The organism is Streptomyces albiaxialis (assembly GCF_039530985.1).
GTDB lineage: Bacteria > Actinomycetota > Actinomycetes > Streptomycetales > Streptomycetaceae > Streptomyces > Streptomyces albiaxialis.
Genome location: NZ_BAAAPE010000013.1, coordinates 628,270 through 645,640, shown reverse-complemented (window position 1 = coordinate 645,640; position 17,371 = coordinate 628,270). Strand labels below are relative to the sequence as shown.

Genomic DNA, 17,371 nt, shown 5'->3' with positions numbered 1-17,371 from the left:
CAAGTGGCGATAGGGCCGTGCAATCACCCGATGCGTGCCGGACGTTCGCGGCACCGTGATATCTGGTGTGGCGTGCGGGAGCGCCGTTATGCTCCCGCCTGTGGAGCTCGAAGTGAGGCACCTTCGTGCGCTGTGTGCGATCGCCGATACGGGCAGCGTGCACAAGGCAGCCCGCCAACTGGGCATGACGCAACCGTCCCTGACCACCCAGCTCCGCCGCATCGAGCAGGCCATCGGCGGCCAGCTCTTCTCCCGCGAGCGGACCGGAAGCAGACCGACCCCCCTGGGCCGTACGGTCCTCACGCGCGCCCGGCCGATCGTCGCCCAGATGACCACGCTGGTCACCGAGGCGCGGGACGCGGCGGGCCGGGGCGCGGCCGGGGGAGACGCGCGGCTCCGGCTCGGCAGTACGGGCAGCAGGGCTGTCCCCGGCTGGCTGCGCCGCCTGCACGCGCGGCTGCCGGACACGGACATCACGTTCCAGACCGACGTCTCCGCCAACACCCTGCTGCGGATGGTCGCCTCCAACCAGCTCGACACGGCCTTCGTGCACGAGGTCGAGGGCTCGCCGCTGCGGGTGCCCGACGGGGTCGAGCTGCGCGTCCTCGTGCACCGCGAGCCCCAGTTCGTGGCGCTGCCCGCCACCCATCCCGCGGCGGCGCGCTCCGCGCCGACCCTCGCGGATCTCGCCGACGACCAGTGGATGGTCGACCCGACCGTCGACGGCGACTGGGACGGGCTGCGCCGCGTCTTCTCCGAGGCCGGGCTCGACCCCCGGGTCGTCTACGGGGACTATCTGACCGCCGCCGACCTCGTCGCGGCCGGAGAGGTCGTCACCCCCTGCCAGCCCACGTCCCGCCCCCGGCCCGGCATGGCCATAAGGCCACTGCGGGGTGACCCCCTGGGCGTACGGCTGATGGTCGCCTTCCGGGCGGGGTGGGGGCTCGGCGCGGAGGGCGAGGGCGTCTTCGGTGACCTGCGGGCGGCGTACGAGGAGGTGGCCTGGAGCAGTGAGGCGTACCGTCGCTGGCTCCACACCCGCCGCGAGGGCGCGGCCCTCCCCTTCGTGGCCTGACCCTTCCTGAGCCCGGAGGCCTCCCGGCCTGACGGCCGACTTCCGGGGCCGCCTGTGTGGCTGCGGCTTCCGGGTAGCCCCTTGCCCGCCGCTGCCGCCCGCGGCTCCGCTGTGCCCGCTCGCGCAGTTCCCCGCGCCCCTGGTCGTTGCCCTCTCACGCGCTCGCGCCCCTGAACCGCGCCCCGGAGGGGCGGTTCAGGGGCGCGGGAAGCTGCGCGGCGCGGTCAGACGGCCCTCGCGTCCGCCCTCTGGGCGGTCAGGGCCCTTGCCAGGTCGTCGCGGGACTCCAGGACGAGGCGGCGCAGGGCCGGCGGGGCCGACTCGTGCGAGGTCAGCCAGGCGTCCGTCGCGTCGAGGGTCGCCTGCTCGGTCTGGAGCGCCGGGTACAGGCCCCGCACGATCGCCATGCCGATCTCGATCGAGCGGCTCTCCCAGATCGACTCGATGACCTCGAAGTACCGCTCCGCGTAAGGCGCGGTCAGGTCCCGCTGCGCGGTCCCCGGCTGGGTGAAGCCGCTGATCGTCGCCTCCACGAGCGCGTTGGAGAGCGTGTCGGTCTCGACGACCGAGGCCCACGCCTGCGCCTTGACCGCGGCCGACGGGCGCGCGGCCAGGCAGCGGACCTGGTGCCGCTTGCCGGAGGCCGTGTCGTCGCGGGACAGCTCGGCGCGCAGCGCGTCCTCGTCCGCGACGCCCTCGGCGGCCAGCGTCTCCAGGAACGTCCAGCGCAGCTCCTGGTCGACGTCGAGCCCGTCGATGCGTCCCGTACCGGCCAGCAGGCCCTCCAGCAGGCGCAGCTCCTGCTCGCCGCCCGCGACCGAGGAGAGGAAGCGCGCCCAGGCGAGCTGGTGCCCGCTGCCCGGCTCGGCGCGGCGCAGCTCGGAGACCGCGCCCTCGGAGAGCTGCCGCGCGCCCTCCTCGCGCCACGCGGGCGCCGCGTACATGTCGAGGGCGAGCCTGGTCTGCGCGTGCAGCATCTGCAGGACGCCGATCTCGCTCTCCGCGCCCGCGAACCGCAGCACCAGGCCGATGAAGTCCCGCGCGGGCATCAGCCCGTCCCGGGTCAGGTTCCAGACCGCGGACCAGCACACGGCGCGGGCCAGGGGGTCGGTGATCTCGCCCAGGTGCTCGCGCAGGGTCGCCAGGGAGACCTCGTCGAAGCGGATCTTGCAGTACGTGAGGTCCTCGTCGTTGACCAGCACCAGATCGGGCCGCTCGGTGCCGACCAGCTCCGGCACGGGCGTACGGGCACCCGCGACGTCCACCTCGGCGCGCGCGTACCGCTCCAGGGTCCCGGCGGCCGGGTCGCGCCGGTAGAGGCCGACGGCGACGCGGTGCGGGCGCAGCTCGGGGTGCGAGGCCGACGCCTCCTGGAGGACGGCGAGTTCGGTGACGCGGCCCTGCTCGTCGTAGGTGAGCTGAGGCGTCAGCGTGTTCACGCCCGCCGTCTGGAGCCAGGCCTTCGCCCACTCGCCCATGTCGCGCCCGGAGGTCTCCTCCAGGACGGACAGCAGGTCCTCCAGCCGGGTGTTGCCCCAGGCGTGGCGCTTGAAGTAGCGGCGGGCGCCCTCCAGGAAGGCGTCCTGGCCGACGTAGGCGACGAGCTGCTTGAGGACGGAGGCGCCCTTGGCGTACGTGATCCCGTCGAAGTTGAGCTTGGCGTCCTCCAGGTCCCGGATGTCGGCCGTGACGGGGTGGGTGGAGGGGAGCTGGTCGGCGCGGTACGCCCAGGACTTGCGGCGGTTCGCGAAGGTGATCCAGCCGTCGGTGAAGCGGGTGGCGCCGACGAGCGCGAAGGCGCCCATGAAGTCCGCGAAGGACTCCTTGAGCCACAGGTCGTCCCACCACTCCATGGTGACCAGGTCGCCGAACCACATGTGGGCCATCTCGTGCAGGATGACGTTGGCCCGGCCCTCGTAGGACGCCTGGGTGACCTTGCCGCGGAAGACGAACTCCTCGCGGAAGGTGACGCAGCCCGGGTTCTCCATGGCGCCGATGTTGTACTCGGGCACGAACGCCTGGTCGTACTTCCCGAAGGGGTACGGGAAGTCGAAGTGGTCGTGGAAGAAGTCCAGGCCCTGCTTGGTGACGGTGAAGATGTCGTCCGCGTCGAAGTGCTTCGCCAGCCCCTTGCGGCACAGCGCGCCCAGCGGCACCTCCAGCTCGGTGCCGTCCTCGAACGTGCGCCGGTAGGTGTCGGTCACGTAGTGGTACGGGCCCGCGACGACCGCCGTGATGTACGTCGAGATGGGGCGGGTGCGCGCGAAGCGCCAGATGGCGGAGCCGTCGTCCAGGAGGCGCGGCTCGCCCTCCCGCGCCCCGTTGCTGAGCACCGTCCAGCGCGCGGGCGCGGTCACGGTGAAGTCGAAGGGGGCCTTGAGGTCGGGCTGCTCGAAGTTGGCGAAGACCCGGCGCGCGTCCGCCGGTTCGTACTGGGTGTAGAGGTACGTCTCGCCGTCCTCGGGGTCGAGGAAGTGGTGCAGGCCCTCGCCCGTACGGCTGTAGGCGCACTGGGCGTCGATCGTCAGCTCGTTCGTCGCGCGCAGCCCGGGGAGCGTGACGCGGGTGCCGTCGAAGACCTCCTCGACCCGGAGGGACTCGCCGTTGAGGCTGACGGAGTGGACGTGGGGCGCGATCAGGTCGGCGAAGCTGGTGGCGCCCTCCTCCGCGCAGTCGAAGCGGACGGTGGTGGTGGAGCGGAACGTGCGCGGACCCTCGGCGGGTGGCGGCGCGGTCGCGGACCGCAGGTCCAGGGCCACCTCGTACCCGTGGACCGTCAGCAGTCCGGCCCGCTGCCGGGCCTCCTCGCGGGTCAGGTTCTCTCCGGGCACAGCGCGGCTCCCTCTTCTCTGCTTCGACCGGGTCGTCGGGTCGTCCCGCGTCGTGAACGACGTCGATCAGGATCGCACGGGGCGGTGGTGCGACACATCGGGGAATGCGCCCCTGTCCGGCCGCGTTGCCCCGCCCAAGGTGCCTATTGTTGGCGGGGCCGGATCAGCCCCGCCCGTACGAGGAGAGACCGTGTCGGAAAAGACGCCCGCTGACTTCTGGTTCGACCCCGCGTGCCCGTGGGCCTGGCTGACATCGCGCTGGATGCTGGAGGTGGAGAAGGTCCGGCCGGTGGAGGTCCGCTGGCACGTCATGAGCCTCTCCGTCCTCAACGAGAACAAGCTGGACGAGCTGCCCGACTGGTACCGGGAGTTCAACCTGAAGGCGTGGGGCGCGGTGCGCGTCTGCGTCGCGGCCGAGCAGAAGTACGGCAGCGAGGTCCTCGGCCCGCTCTACACGGCGCTCGGCACCCGTACCCACAACCGCGGCGAGGGCCGCGGGCGGGACGTCATCGAGGCCGCGCTGGAGGAGGCGGGCCTCCCCAGGAGCCTCGCCGACGTCGCGGAGAGCGAGGAGTACGACGAGGCGGTGCGTGCCTCCCACAAGGAGGGCATCGACCTGGTCGGCCAGGACGTCGGCACCCCCGTGATCGCCGTGCCGGGCCCCGAGGGCGAGCGGATCGCCTTCTTCGGGCCCGTGGTCACCCCCGCGCCCAAGGGCGAGGCGGCGGCGAAGCTGTGGGACGGCACGCTGCTGGTGGCCTCGACGCCGGGCTTCTTCGAGATCAAGCGCACCCGCGACAAGGACCCCATCTTCGACTGACCGATCTCCGACGGACCGATCTCCGACTGACGCCCGCCGCGAGCTGCCGGGAACGACCGAGGGGGCCCTGTGTGTCACGTCCACACAGGGCCCCCTCTCCTTGCCCGCCCGCCGTGAAGGGTGAGAAGACGATCACGAGGAGCGGGAGTCGGCGGGACTACGGGGCCAGCAGCAGGTTGTTCGCGCGCTCCTTGGCGGCGTTGTAACGCCGGGAGACGTCCTGCCAGTTCACGACGCGCCACATGGCCTCGACGAAGTCGACCTTCTGGTTCCGGTACTGCAGGTAGAAGGCGTGCTCCCAGGCGTCGAAGACCAGGATCGGGACCGAGCCCTGGCCCACGTTGCCCTGGTGGTCGTAGACCTGCTCGACGATGAGGCGGCCGGTCACCGGCTCGTACGCGAGGACGCCCCAGCCGGAACCCTGCGTGGTGGCCGCGGCCTTCGAGAGCTGGGCCTTGAACTTGGCGAAGGAGCCGAAGGACTCGGCGATGGCGTCCGCCAGCTCGCCCGTGCCGTCCTTGTCCAGGGGCTCGCCGCCGCCGTCACCGGTCATGTTCTGCCAGTAGATGGTGTGCAGGATGTGCCCGGACAGGTGGAAGGCGAGGTTCTTCTCCAGCCCGTTGATGTTGCCCCACGCGTCCTTGTCACGGGCCTCTTCGAGCTGTTCGAGGGTGTCGTTCGCCCCCTTCACGTATGCCGCGTGGTGCTTGTCGTGGTGCAGCTCGATGATCTCGCCGCTGATGACCGGCTCCAGTGAGGAGTAGTCGTACGGCAGCTCCGGCAAGGTGTAGATGGCCATGCGCTCTCACCCTTCGCTCACGCTTATTGCACATTACTTGCAAGAAGAAGGTAGCAGCAACTGCACACGAAAAAGCGGAGCAGCCCCCGTGGAAGGGGACTGCTCCGCTCGTCCATTCGACCTAGGACGCGGGGCCCTGTGACACCGCGTCAGCCCTGCTTCGCGCCCGCACTCGCGCTCTGCTTCGCGCGCTGCCGTACGAAGCCCGCGACGGCGAGCACCACCGTCAGCCCGGCCGTGAACGCGAGCTGCGTGCGGGTGTCGCCCTCGCGCAGCATCAGCAGCAGCACAGCGGCGATGCCCGCCAGCGCCACGATGGTCAGGCCCGGGAAGAGCCACATGCGCACCACGAGCTTCTCGGGTGCCTCGCGCTCCAGCTTGCGGCGCGTGATGAGCTGCGAGACCGCGATGAAGCCCCAGACCACGAGCGTGGCGGCGCCCACCATGTTCAGCAGCCACCGGAAGACCGTGTCCTCCCAGAGGAAGTTCAGCAGCACCGCGACGAAGCCGAAGAAGGACGAGGCGATCACCGCGTACCGGGGCACGCCCGCGGCGCTCACCCGGTTGAGGAAGGCCGGGCCCTCGCCGCGCTCGACGAGGGAGTACGACATGCGGGAGGCGCCGTAGATGTTCGCGTTCATCGCGGAGAGCAGGGCGATCAGCACCACGACGTTCATGATCTGGGCCGCCGCGGGGATGCCGATGTGGTCGAGCACCGCGGCGTACGGGCCGTCCAGCACCGACTTGTCGTCCCAGGGGATCAGCGTGACGATCACCAGCATCGAGCCGACGTAGAAGATCGCGATGCGCCAGACCGCCGTACGGACCGCCTTCGCGACGCCCGACACCGGCTTCTCGGACTCGGCCGCCGCGATGGTGACCGTCTCCAGCCCGCCGAAGGCGAACACGGAGGCGAGGAGCCCGACGATCAGGCCGTCCGTCCCCGCGGGGAAGAAGCCGCCCTCACCCGTGAGGTTCGCGGAGCCCGGCGCGTCCGTGTCCGGCAGCACCCCGGCGATGGCCAGTATCCCGAGCGCCAGGAAGGCGATGATCGCGACGACCTTGAGGGTGGCGAACCAGAACTCGTACTCGCCGAAGTTGCGCACCGAGGCGAGGTTCGTGGCGCAGAAGACCAGCATGAACAGCGCGACCCACATCCACGACGAGGTGTCGGGCAGCCAGCCGGTCATGATCTTCGCGGCGGCCGTCGCCTCGGTCGCGATCGCGACGCACAGCAGCGTCCAGTAGATCCAGCCCGCCGTGAACCCCGCCCACGGGCCCATCGCCCGCTCCGCGTGCACGGAGAACGAGCCCGAGGCCGGGCGCGCCGCCGACATCTCGCCGAGCATCCGCATCACGAGCATCACCAGCAGCCCGGAGGCCGCGTAGGCGAGCACGATCGAGGGACCGGCGGCGGCGATCCCGGCACCCGAGCCCACGAAGAGCCCGGCCCCGATCACCCCGCCGAGGGCGATCATGGACAGATGGCGTTGCTTGAGGCCGTGCGAGAGCGCCCGCTGCCCGGAGCCGTCGGGGGAGTCCGGGGAGTCCGGTGAACCCGGGGAATCCTGGACGGACGGGGGCGGCGGCGCGTCGGAGGACTCGGTACGCGTCATGAGGGAGCCGTTTCTGAGGGGTCGGTGCGGGGACGTGAGGTTGTTGTGCTCGCATCAGTCTCGGCAGCCGCCCCCGGGACTTCAATAATCGTGCACCGCATTCCGCGATACGGACATGATCGGAGCTTCCCACTCACCCGGCACAGTCGGAATTATGGCTTCCCTCAAGGTCCGGGCGCCGATTTTGTCACCAAGCTCACGGCCTCACCCCGCCCGCCGTCGGCTAGCGTCGAACGGTCCGAACGACCGCCCCACGACCGCCCATGGACGGAGTCGCCCTGATGAGTGCCCTCACTTCCGCCGCCGTAACGCCCCGACCCGGAGCCGTGCTCGCCGACCTGCTGCCCGCCGGCGGCAGCACCGCACGCGCCCGCGCGCGTGAGATAGCTCTCGTCGCCGGCGGCGCGGCCCTCACCGGCCTCGCGGCGCAGATCTCGGTGCCCGTCCCCGGCTCGCCCGTGCCCGTCACCGGGCAGACCTTCGCCGCGCTCCTCGTCGGCGTCGGCCTCGGCGCCCGCCGCGGCTTCCTCTCCCTGGCGCTCTACGCGCTCGCGGGCATGGCGGGCATGCCCTGGTTCGCCGAGGGCACCTCCGGCTTCGGGATGCCGTCCTTCGGCTACGTGCTGGGCATGCTGCTCGCCGCCACCGTCGTCGGCTCCCTCGCCCGCCGCGGCGGCGACCGCGGCGCGCTGCGCACGGCGGGGACCATGGCCGCCGGCATGGCCGTCACCTATGCGATCGGCGTCCCGTACCTGGCCCTGGCCACCGGGATGTCGCTGAGCGAGGCCGTCGCCGCCGGGCTCGTGCCCTTCCTCGTCGGCGACGCGCTGAAGGCCGCGCTGGCCATGGGCGCGCTGCCCGCCGCCTGGAAGCTCGCCGGCCGCCGCGACTGAGGCGGCGTCCGGGCCGGGCCGGGGCCGTCATAGACTCGCCGGCATGCGCGTGTACCTCGGCTCCGATCATGCCGGTTACGAACTCAAGAACCACCTCGTCGAATGGCTGAAGTCCGCGGGCCACGAGCCCGTGGACTGCGGCCCCCACATCTACGACGCGGATGACGACTACCCCCCGTTCTGCCTCCGCGCCGCCGAGCGTACGGCCGCGGACGACGGCGCCCTCGGCATCGTCATCGGCGGCTCCGGCAACGGCGAGCAGATGGCCGCGAACAAGGTGAAGGGCGTCCGCTGCGCCCTCGCCTGGAGCGAGGAGACGGCGGCGCTGGCCCGCGAGCACAACGACGCCAACGTCGTCAGCGTCGGCGCCCGTATGCACACCACGGAGGAGGCGGTGTCGTTCGTCGACACGTTCCTGAAGACGCCGTTCTCCGACGGTCCCCGTCACGTCCGTCGCATCGCCATGCTGGCCGCCTACGAGGACACCGGCGACCTCCCTCCCATCCCGCCCCACCACCCCCAGGACTGACCGGGGGCGGGCAGGGGCTGCCGCTTGCCGTGCTTCGCGCCCCTGGCTCTTGCGCGAAGCTCGGGCAGTCTGCGCCAGGGGCGCAGGGTGGGCAAGCGCAGCCCCCGATGCCGGGCAACCGCATGTGAGAGGAGGAGCAAAGGTGCCCGAGGGTCACACACTGCACCGGCTCGCCGGTGAATGCGAGCAGCGGTTCGAGGGCCGCCGGGTCCGGGCGACGAGCCCACAGGGCAAGTTCGCCGACGGGGCCGCCCTGCTCGACAAGCAGGAGCTGACCGGCACGGAGGCCCACGGCAAGCACCTCTTCCTCGGCTTCGGCCCCACCGGCTGGGTCCACGTCCACCTCGGCCTCTACGGCACGTTCCGCTTCGGCCCGGGCCCGGGCGCGGCCCCCGTCGGCCAGGTCCGCCTGCGGCTCGCGACCCCGGAGGACCACGCGGACCTGCGCGGCCCCACCCGCTGCGAGCTGATCACGGACGGCGAGAAGGACGCCGTCCACGCCCGCCTCGGCCCCGACCCGCTGCGCCCCGCCTCCGACCCGGAGGCGGCCTGGGCGCGGATCTCCCGCAGCCGGACGACCGTCGCCGCGCTGCTCATGGACCAGAAGATCGTCGCCGGGGTCGGCAACGTCTACCGCGCCGAGGTCCTCTTCCGGCACGGCATCGACCCGTACCGCGCGGGCCGCGATCTGACCCGCGCCGAATGGGACGCGATCTGGTCCGACCTGGTCACCCTGATGCGCGAGGGCGTACGGACGGGGCGGATCGACACCGTACGGCCCGAGCACACGCCCGAGGCCATGGGCCGCCCGCCGCGCGTGGACGATCACGGCGGCGAGGTCTACGTCTACCGGCGCGCCGACCAGCCGTGCCACCTGTGCGGCACGGAGGTGCGGACGGCGGAACTCGCGGCCCGCAACCTCTTCTGGTGCCCGGGGTGCCAGAAGAGGTGACGGGCACCCTCAGAACTCAGAAGCCGTGCGGCAGCCACGGCTCCACATCGCTCCGGAACGCCGTGGACGCCTCCCGCAGCGCGCCCCCGCCGGTCCGCAGCTCCCGCACCCGGCCCGCCCCCGCCAGCGCGCTCAGCGGAACGCCGCCCAGGTACGCGGCGCCCAGCTCCCGCACGGTCAGCGCGAGGTCCGCGGCGTCCCGCGTCGGCGCGCACTGCGCGCCCTTCGCGTCCCCCGACAGCCGCCAACGCCCCGTGTTCCACGGGCAGAAGGCGTCCTCCACCTCGAACACGACGTCCACCGGCGCCGCGTACGTCCGCGCCGCCAGCGCCGCGCCCACGTCCACGGGCCGTACGAACAGCCCGTCGTTCCAGTACGGCGCGCACCGGCGGGGGTTGCTGACCATGTGCAGCCACGGGTCGTCGAGCGGCCGGGCCGTCAGCCGCAGCGTCGAGGCGAGGTCCAGGGAGAAGAGGTAGCGCCACAGGGCGCCGTGCGCGGCCGGGTCCACGGCCTCCAGGTCGCGCAGCAGCACGGTCGCCCGCGGCACCTCGTGGTCGTCCCAGGCGGGCTTGACGGCGTAGCGCGCGTACCCCACCAGTTCGCCGTTCCGCTCCGCCGTCACGCAGCGCAGGGGGCTCGCGCCCTCGCGCTTGGCCTCCGGGTCGAGGAGCGGCAACCGCTCCCAGCCGGGCCGCCGTTCGAGCATGCCCGGGCGGAGCGGGACCAGGCGCCCGTACAGCTCCTCGCAGGCCTCGCTCACCGACGCCGGGTCGTGCGTCAGCCGCAGCCGGATGTCGTCCGCGCCCTCGGGGACGTCCAGCGAGACCCTGCCGAGGTCGATCGTGGCGCCCATCTCGCGTGACGCCAGGCCGTATCCGAACCGGCCGTAGATCTCCGGCTCGGAGGCGGTCAGGACCGCCAGCGGCTCGCCGTTCTCCCGCACGTCGTCCAACTGCCGCCGCATCAGGGCGCGCAGGAGCCCGCGCCGCCGGTGCGTCGGGGCCACGCTCACCATCGTGACGCCCGCCGACGGCACGAGGGCCCCGCCGGGAACGGTCATCCGGAACGAGAACAGCCCGGCGGTGGCGACGGGCTGGTCCCCGTCCCACACACCGAGCCCGCGGTCGGTCTCCGTCAACTCGCGGTACAGATCCCGCTCTCCGGCGGCCTCCACCACGCTGAACGTTCTCAGCAAATTGTCGTACCAGGCGTCCCACTCGACAGGGCGGAGCGCCCGGAGTTCGGTTGTCATACATCCATGCCTACCAGCGCACTCGCGGCCCGGCGAACGTATTTCCGGCGGTGCGCGAGCGGCTGCACGTGCGTCTGCACGGCCTGCCGTGGCCGGACGGCGTGCCGGGAATCGACGCGCCACCGAACGGGTGGATAAGGTCCCGGGGCATGGCGGAACGCCGCGCGGGACCCTCACCCCTGACGGCCCGGTTGCTCCACGCGCACAAGGCGCTGCACCGGGTCCGCACAAACCTGCGCCGGTCCGCCGTCGACTACTTCCGCGGCGGCGCCTCCGACTGGGTGGCCTTCGCCGGGCTGCTGCTCACCGTCCCCGCGCTCACCTGCGCCACCGTGGTCACCCCGCTGTGGTGCGCGCCGGAGGCCCTCGTCCTGCCGATCATCGCGGGCGGGCTGCTGCTGCGGCCCGCCAGCCTGCTCGCGCTCTACGCGGCCTCCGCCATCGCGCTGATGGTCGAGTCCGTGATGCTCGGCCCGTACGAGGACGGGGCGGCCCGCGTCACCCCCGGCACCATCCTGGTCGTCGCGGCGGCCGGGCTGTCCGGGCTGCTCGTCGCCCAGTTCCGCAGCCGCGTCGGGGTGCCCTGGCGGCGCGGCGGCACCATGCTCTTCGACCTGCGCGAGCGCATCCGCGTCCAGAGCAAGCTGCCCAAGCTGCCCGCCGGCTGGCACCGCGAGATGGCGCTGCGGCCCGCGGGCGGGCAGTCGTTTTCGGGCGACTTCGTCGTCGCCGCGCGCACGGGCCCCAACAACCGCACCCTGGAGGTCGTCCTCACCGACGTCTCCGGCAAGGGCATGGACGCCGCATCGCGCGCCCTGCTGCTCTCCGGCGCCTTCGGCGGGCTGCTCGGCTCGCTGCCCCCGCACGCCTTCCTGCCCGCCGCCAACGGCTATCTGCTGCGCCAGTCCTGGGAAGAGGGCTTCGCCACCTCCGTCCACCTCGTCCTGGACCTCGACAGCGGGGACTACGAGCTGCTGTCCGCGGGCCACGTGCCCGCGATGCAGCTCAACGCGGGCAGCGGCAAGTGGGAGGAGAAGGCGGCGGAGGGCCCGCTCCTCGGGGTCTACGACGGCGCCCAGTTCGACCCCGCCAAGGGCACGCTGCGCCGCGGCGACGTCCTGATGCTCTTCACCGACGGGCTGGTCGAGACGGCCGAACGGGACCTCACCGAGGGCATGGACCGGCTCACCGGCGAGGCCGACCGCTATGTGGCCTCCAGCTTCCACGGCGCCGCCTGGCACCTGATCGAGTCCGTCGCGCGCGATGTCAACGACGACCGGGCGCTGCTCCTCATCTGCCGCGACTGACCCCGGCCGCCCCTCCGGCCGCCCCTCCTGCCGCCCGCGGCTGACCCGCATCTGACCAGGGGGTCGGGGGTTTTCCCCACCCCGGATCCGGCGGCAGCCGTCATGGTCCGCACCGCCCCCCGCTCCGTACGTTCGAGGACGTCAGCGGATCCCGGCACACGGCCGGCACTGGAAGGGCGGACTCACCCATGCGGCTGCGCTCGAAGCGCGAGGACACGAAAGGCGCCGTGAAAGCGGCGCACGCGCAGGCGTACGCGCAGACGCCGTGCGCCGTGGAGCTGCGGGGCGTCACGCGCCGCTACGGCCGCGCGCGCGGTGCCGTGCACGCCCTCCGCGGCATCGACCTCGCCCTCCCGCACGGCAGCTTCACGGCCGTCATGGGCCCCTCGGGCTCCGGCAAGTCGACGTTCCTCCAGTGCGCCGCCGGGCTCGACCGGCCCACCGGCGGCGTCGTACGGCTCGGCGGCACCGAGATCACCTCGCTCAGCGAGAACAAGCTCACCGCCCTGCGCCGCACCCGCCTCGGCTTCGTCTTCCAGCACTTCAACCTGCTGCCCTCGCTCACCGTCGAGCAGAACGTGCTGCTGCCGCTGCGGCTCGCCGGACGCCGCCCCGACCGGCGGCGCGCGGCCGAGGTGCTGGGCCAGGTCGGGCTGGGGGAGTACGGCAGGCGCCGCCCCGGGGAGATGTCCGGCGGCCAGCAGCAGCGCGTCGCCCTCGCCCGCGCGCTCGTCACCGCGCCCGACGTGATCTTCGCGGACGAGCCGACGGGCGCCCTCGACACCACCACGGCCGCCGAGGTGCTGGCCCTGCTGCGGCACGCGGTCGACGGCCTCGGCGCCACCGTCGTCATGGTCACCCACGACCCGGCGGCCGCCGCCTGGGCCGACCGCGTGCTCTTCCTCGCCGACGGCGTCCTCGCCGACCGCCTGGAGCGCCAGGGCCCCCAGGGGACGTCCGCCGCGGCCGAGCCGATCGCGGCCCGCATGAGAACGCTCGGCACCTCGCGCACGGGAGCCATGGGAGCCGGGGCCACGGGGACCGCCCCGGGGGCCCCGCACAGCGCCGAGCGAGCCGCCGCGTGAAACCGACCCGCCGTTCCTTCGTCCCCAACGGCCTCGCCCGCGCGGCCGTCCGGTTCAAGCCCGCCTCGTTCGCGGGGACCTTCGTCGCGCTCCTCATGGCCGCGATGATCATCTCCGCCTGCGGCTACCTCGCCGAGACCGGACTGCGCGCCTCCGCCCCGCCCGAGCGTTACGCGCAGGCCCCCGTCGTCGTCACCGCCGACCAGTACGCGCACCTGATCACCGGCAAGGGCGAGGACCGTTCCGACGCGGGCGACCTGCTGCCCGGGACCGCCCGCCTCGACGCGGCGGCCACGGTGCGCGCGGCCCGCGCCGTCGACGGCGTCGCCCGTGCCGTGCCCGACGTCACCTTCCGGCTCCGCCACGGCGGCACCGGCCTCACCGCGCACGGCTGGGGCTCGCACGCCTTCACCGGCGCCCGGATCACCGACGGCTCCGCGCCCCGTACGGCGGGGGACGCGGTCCTCGACGCCGCCACCGCCGAACGGCTGCGCGCCGCCCCCGGCGACCGGATCGCCCTCACCACCCCGCACGGCGAGCGGAAGGTCCGCGTCTCCGGCGTCGCCGCCGGGCGGGGGAGCGGCGCCGAAGGACCCGCCGTCTGGTTCACCGACCGGCAGGCCATGGCCCTGGCCGGGCACCCCGGCAAGGCCGACGCCCTCGCCGTCCTCCCCGCGCGCGGCACCCCGGCGGCGGACGTCGCGCGGGCCCTCAAGGACGACAAGGCGTTCGGCAAGGCCACCGCGACGACCGGCGCCTCGGTCCGTACGGGCGACGGGCGCGGCGAGGCCGAGGGCTCCGACATCGGCTACGCGAAGGAGACCCTGGAGGCCCTCGGCTTCTCCTTCGGCGGCATCGCCGCGCTGACCGCCGTCTTCACCGCCTCGGGCACCGTCGCGCTCTCCGTCGCGCAGCGCCGCCGCGAGTTCGCGCTGCTGCGCGCGATCGGCGCGACCCCGCGCCAGATCCGCCGCTCCCTCGCCACCGAGGCCCTGTTCGTCGCGCCCCTCGCCGGGCTCCTCGGCTGCCTGCCCGGACTCGCCCTCGCCCGCTGGTGGTTCGGCGAACTGCGCTCGCGCGGCGCCGTCCCCGGCACCCTCGAACTGCGGACGACCATGACCCCGGTCTGGATCTCCGCGGGCACCGTCGTCGTCACCGCGCTGCTCGCCGGGTACCTGGCCGCCCGCCGCCCCTCGAAGATCAGGCCGGGCCAGGCCCTGGCCGAGTCCGCCGTCGAACGCTTCCGGCCCGGCGTCGTCCGTACGGTCCTCGGCGCGGGCGCACTCGTCGGCGGCGTCCTGCTGGCCCGCCTCGCCGCGACCGAGGGCGGCGAGGACGCCGCGAACCTCGCCCTCGGCGTCGTGATGTGCCTGATGCTCGCCGTCGCGCTGCTCGGGCAGTACCTCGCCAAGGCCTGCTCCTGGCTCCTCGGCCTGCCGCTGCGCGCCGGCTCGGCCTCCTCGGAGCTGGCCGCCGCCAACTCCTGGGCGCACGCCCGCCGGCTGGCCTCCGCGGTCACGCCCGTGGTGCTCGCCATGGCCTTCTGCTCGACGCTGGTCTTCCTCCAGACCAGCCAGGACCGGCAGACCGAGATCCAGCAGCGCGAGGGGATGCGCGCCGACCACATCGTCAGCGGCGGCGACACCGGCCTGCCCACGACGGCCGCCGCCCGCGCCGCCGCGGCGCCCGGCGTCTCCGAGGCCGTCGGCATCCTGCGCACCCAGGTCCTGGTCAAGGTCCGCTCCGGCGGCGAGACCCTCCTCCAGTCCGCCGAGACCCAGGGCGTCGGCGCCCCGGGCCGCGACCTCGCCCGCGTCCAGGACCTCGACGTGCGCGAGGGCTCCCTCGACGGGCTCCGCGCGGGCACCGTCGCCCTCGACCGGCTCCTCGCCGAGGGCGCGGACGCCCGCCCGGGCGACCGCGTCAGCATCCGCCTCCCCGACGGCACCAGGGCCCGCCCGAAGATCGCCGCCGTCTACGCCCGCGGTACGGGCCTCCCGGCGGTCACCCTGCCCCGCGCGGCGCTGGAGGGCCACGTGACCTCGGCGTACGACACCGAGGTGCTGGTCCGCGAGGCGCGCGGCGCGGACGGCGCCGCCGTGGCGCGCTCGCTCTCCGCCCTCGGTGAGGTCGCCGACCGCGAGAGCTACGCGCAGGCCCAGGACAGGGACCGCGCGGTCAACGCCTGGGGCAACAGGACCATGGCCGCCGTCCTCGCGGGCTTCGCCGCGGTCGCCGCCGCCAACACCCTCGTGATGACGATCGCCGAGCGCCGCCGCGAGCTGGGCACCCTGCGGCTCATCGGCTCGACCCGCCGCCAGGTGCTCCGCATGGTGCACTGGGAGGCCGTCGTGGTGGCCCTCTCCGGCATCGGCCTGGGCACGGGGATCGCCCTCGTCACGCTCGTTCCCATGATCGACGGCCTGTTCGGCGCCGCCCCGTACATCCCCCCGGCGCTGTACGCCGCCTTCGCCGGGTCGATCCTCGCGCTGGCCCTCCTCGCCACCACCCTTCCCGCCCGCAACGCCCTGCGCGCGCCGGGCGGGACCGGGTGAGGGGGAGGGGCGAAGGGAACGGCGACGGGAAGGGCGAGGGGAAGGGGTGAAACAGGCACGTAAGGGGAACCCGGTATCCTGACCCGCGGTTTGTCGCGACGGCGACAGCGAAGGCGACGGAGAGACCTGGGAGGTGGTCAGCGATGCGCAGCGAGCCTCCTAGTCGACCACCCCGGTACGCGGACGCCGTAGCCCCTTCTCCGTAGGCGGACCCCTCATCGGTGGGCGACGGCGCGTACGTACCCGTGCGTGTGAGCCACCCTCCCCACCGCTGACGAGGACCCCTGCCATGACGCAAGCCCAGCTTCCCGACGAGCTGCCCACGGGGCTGCAGGACGCCCTGGAGAACCACGACCTGACCGGCGCGCAGCGCTGGCTGGACGGCCGCCAGCCGCACCTGGTCGCGGACGAACTCGCCCGTATGGACAACGTCGACGCCGTGATCGCCTTCCGGCTACTGCCCAAGGACCAGGCGATCTCGGTGTTCGAGGAACTGGAACCGGTCGACCAGCAGGCCATCCTCATGGGCCTGCGGGACACCGCGTTCGCCGAGGTCGTCGAGGGCATGGACCCCGACGACCGCGTCCGGATGCTGCGCGAGGCCCCCGCGAAGATCGCCCAGCGCGTCCTCGCGGGCCTCAGCGCGCGCGAGCGCCGCGTGACCGCGGCCCTGCTCGGCTACCCCGAGGGCTCCGTCGGGCGCTACATGACGCCCGAGACGGTCCCGCTCAACCAGCACCTCACCGTCGAGCAGGCCCTCGCGCGCGTACGGGCCCGGGGCGCCGACGCCGAGACCGTCTACACGCTGCCGGTCGTCGACTCGGGCCGCCGCCTCACCGGCATCGTCGAGCTGCGCGAACTGGTGCTGAGCGAGCCGGACCGTACGGTCGCCGACCTGGTCGTCACCGAGGCGCCCCGCGCGCAGGCGACCGACCCGGCGGAGGACGCGGCGCGGCTGATGCGCGAGACGAACGTGCTCGACCTGCCCGTGGTGGACAGCGAGGACCGGCTCGTCGGGCTGCTGACGATCGACGACGCGGTCGAGGTCATCGAGGCCGCCGACACCGAGGACGTCGCGCGCCAGTCGGGCTCGGCGCCCTGGGAGGGCCACTACATGGCCGCCTCCGTCTGGCAGCTCGCCCGCTACCGCGTGGTGTGGCTGCTGCTCCTGCTGCTGGCGGCGACGCTGACGGTGAGCGTGACCCAGGCCTTCGAGGGAACGCTCGAACAGGTCACCCAGCTCGCGATGTTCATCCCGCTGCTCATCGGCACGGGCGGCAACACGGGCGCGCAGGCGGCGACGGCCGCCGTGCGCGCGCTCGCGGTCGGCGAGGTGCGCGGCTCGGACCTGCTCGCGGTCATCTGGCGCGAGTGCCGCGTCGGGCTGGTCCTGGGGCTGCTGCTGGCGGCGCTCGGCATCGGGGTGGGCTCGGTCTTCGTCGGCCCGGACATCGCCCTGGTCGTCGGCGTCACGCTGGTGATCATCTGTGCCTGGGCGGCGACCGTCGGCGGCACGATGCCGCTGCTCGCCAAGCGCCTGCGCATCGACCCGGCCGTGGTCTCCGCCCCGATGGTCACGACGCTGGTCGACGCGACCGGCCTGGTCATCTACTTCATGGTCGCCCGGCTGGTGCTCGGGCTGTGAGTCCCCCGG

The 17,371-nt window shown here is 73.3% G+C and carries 13 protein-coding genes; 9 read left to right on the top strand and 4 right to left on the bottom strand.

Annotation, left to right across the window (positions count from 1 at the left end; genetic code table 11):
* Positions 1-88: 88 nt before the first annotated feature.
* Positions 89-1,075 carry a LysR family transcriptional regulator gene (locus ABD343_RS26530; RefSeq protein WP_344531845.1) on the top strand — a complete coding sequence of 329 codons (987 nt, stop codon included), beginning with the start codon at positions 89-91 and terminating at the stop codon, positions 1,073-1,075.
* Positions 1,076-1,299: 224 nt separating this feature from the next.
* On the opposite strand, the gene pepN is transcribed toward ABD343_RS26530, so the two are convergent.
* Complete coding sequence (gene pepN, locus ABD343_RS26525) at positions 1,300-3,906, bottom strand: aminopeptidase N (RefSeq protein ID WP_344531844.1); 2,607 nt, start codon at positions 3,904-3,906, stop codon at positions 1,300-1,302.
* A gap of 190 nt (positions 3,907-4,096) precedes the next feature.
* On the opposite strand from pepN, the gene ABD343_RS26520 reads away from it, so the two are divergent.
* Positions 4,097-4,726: a mycothiol-dependent nitroreductase Rv2466c family protein gene (locus tag ABD343_RS26520; RefSeq protein ID WP_344531843.1), complete on the top strand. Its 630-nt coding sequence runs from the start codon at positions 4,097-4,099 to the stop codon at positions 4,724-4,726.
* A gap of 157 nt (positions 4,727-4,883) precedes the next feature.
* On the opposite strand, the gene ABD343_RS26515 is transcribed toward ABD343_RS26520, so the two are convergent.
* Together ABD343_RS26515 and ABD343_RS26510 are read right to left on the bottom strand one after the other, a co-directional pair.
* Positions 4,884-5,525, bottom strand: coding sequence for a superoxide dismutase (locus ABD343_RS26515; protein ID WP_344531842.1), 642 nt, complete (start codon positions 5,523-5,525; stop codon positions 4,884-4,886).
* A gap of 149 nt (positions 5,526-5,674) precedes the next feature.
* Positions 5,675-7,141 (bottom strand): amino acid permease, encoded by a 1,467-nt coding sequence (locus ABD343_RS26510; RefSeq protein WP_344531841.1) that lies wholly within the window; start codon positions 7,139-7,141, stop codon positions 5,675-5,677.
* Between the two features lie 281 nt (positions 7,142-7,422).
* On the opposite strand from ABD343_RS26510, the gene ABD343_RS26505 reads away from it, so the two are divergent.
* The 3 genes from ABD343_RS26505 to ABD343_RS26495 all read left to right on the top strand — a co-directional run bounded on the left by ABD343_RS26505 (position 7,423) and on the right by ABD343_RS26495 (position 9,515).
* Complete coding sequence (locus ABD343_RS26505) at positions 7,423-8,034, top strand: biotin transporter BioY (protein WP_344531840.1); 612 nt, start codon at positions 7,423-7,425, stop codon at positions 8,032-8,034.
* A gap of 43 nt (positions 8,035-8,077) precedes the next feature.
* Positions 8,078-8,563 (top strand): ribose-5-phosphate isomerase, encoded by a 486-nt coding sequence (locus tag ABD343_RS26500; RefSeq protein ID WP_344531839.1) that lies wholly within the window; start codon positions 8,078-8,080, stop codon positions 8,561-8,563.
* Positions 8,564-8,705: 142 nt separating this feature from the next.
* Positions 8,706-9,515 (top strand): Fpg/Nei family DNA glycosylase, encoded by an 810-nt coding sequence (locus ABD343_RS26495; protein ID WP_344531838.1) that lies wholly within the window; start codon positions 8,706-8,708, stop codon positions 9,513-9,515.
* Between the two features lie 16 nt (positions 9,516-9,531).
* Here the strand turns inward: ABD343_RS26495 and ABD343_RS26490 are convergent, their stop codons facing one another.
* Positions 9,532-10,770 (bottom strand): GNAT family N-acetyltransferase, encoded by a 1,239-nt coding sequence (locus tag ABD343_RS26490; protein ID WP_344531837.1) that lies wholly within the window; start codon positions 10,768-10,770, stop codon positions 9,532-9,534.
* Positions 10,771-10,919: 149 nt separating this feature from the next.
* Here ABD343_RS26490 and ABD343_RS26485 point away from each other — a divergent pair, with 149 nt between their 5' ends.
* From ABD343_RS26485 to mgtE, 4 genes are all read left to right on the top strand, one after another.
* Entirely contained in the window at positions 10,920-12,077 is a 1,158-nt protein-coding gene (locus ABD343_RS26485; RefSeq protein WP_344531836.1) for a SpoIIE family protein phosphatase, read from the top strand.
* Positions 12,078-12,265: 188 nt separating this feature from the next.
* A complete protein-coding gene (locus tag ABD343_RS26480; RefSeq protein ID WP_344531835.1) occupies positions 12,266-13,162 on the top strand; it encodes an ABC transporter ATP-binding protein in 897 nt (298 codons plus the stop codon).
* Complete coding sequence (locus ABD343_RS26475) at positions 13,159-15,717, top strand: ABC transporter permease (protein ID WP_344531834.1); 2,559 nt, start codon at positions 13,159-13,161, stop codon at positions 15,715-15,717. Before ABD343_RS26480 ends, ABD343_RS26475 begins: the two co-directional genes overlap by 4 nt.
* A 289-nt stretch (positions 15,718-16,006) precedes the next feature.
* Positions 16,007-17,362, top strand: a complete 1,356-nt coding sequence (gene mgtE / locus ABD343_RS26470) for a magnesium transporter (protein WP_344531833.1) — start codon at positions 16,007-16,009, stop codon at positions 17,360-17,362.
* The last annotated feature ends 9 nt before the right edge of the window (positions 17,363-17,371 follow it).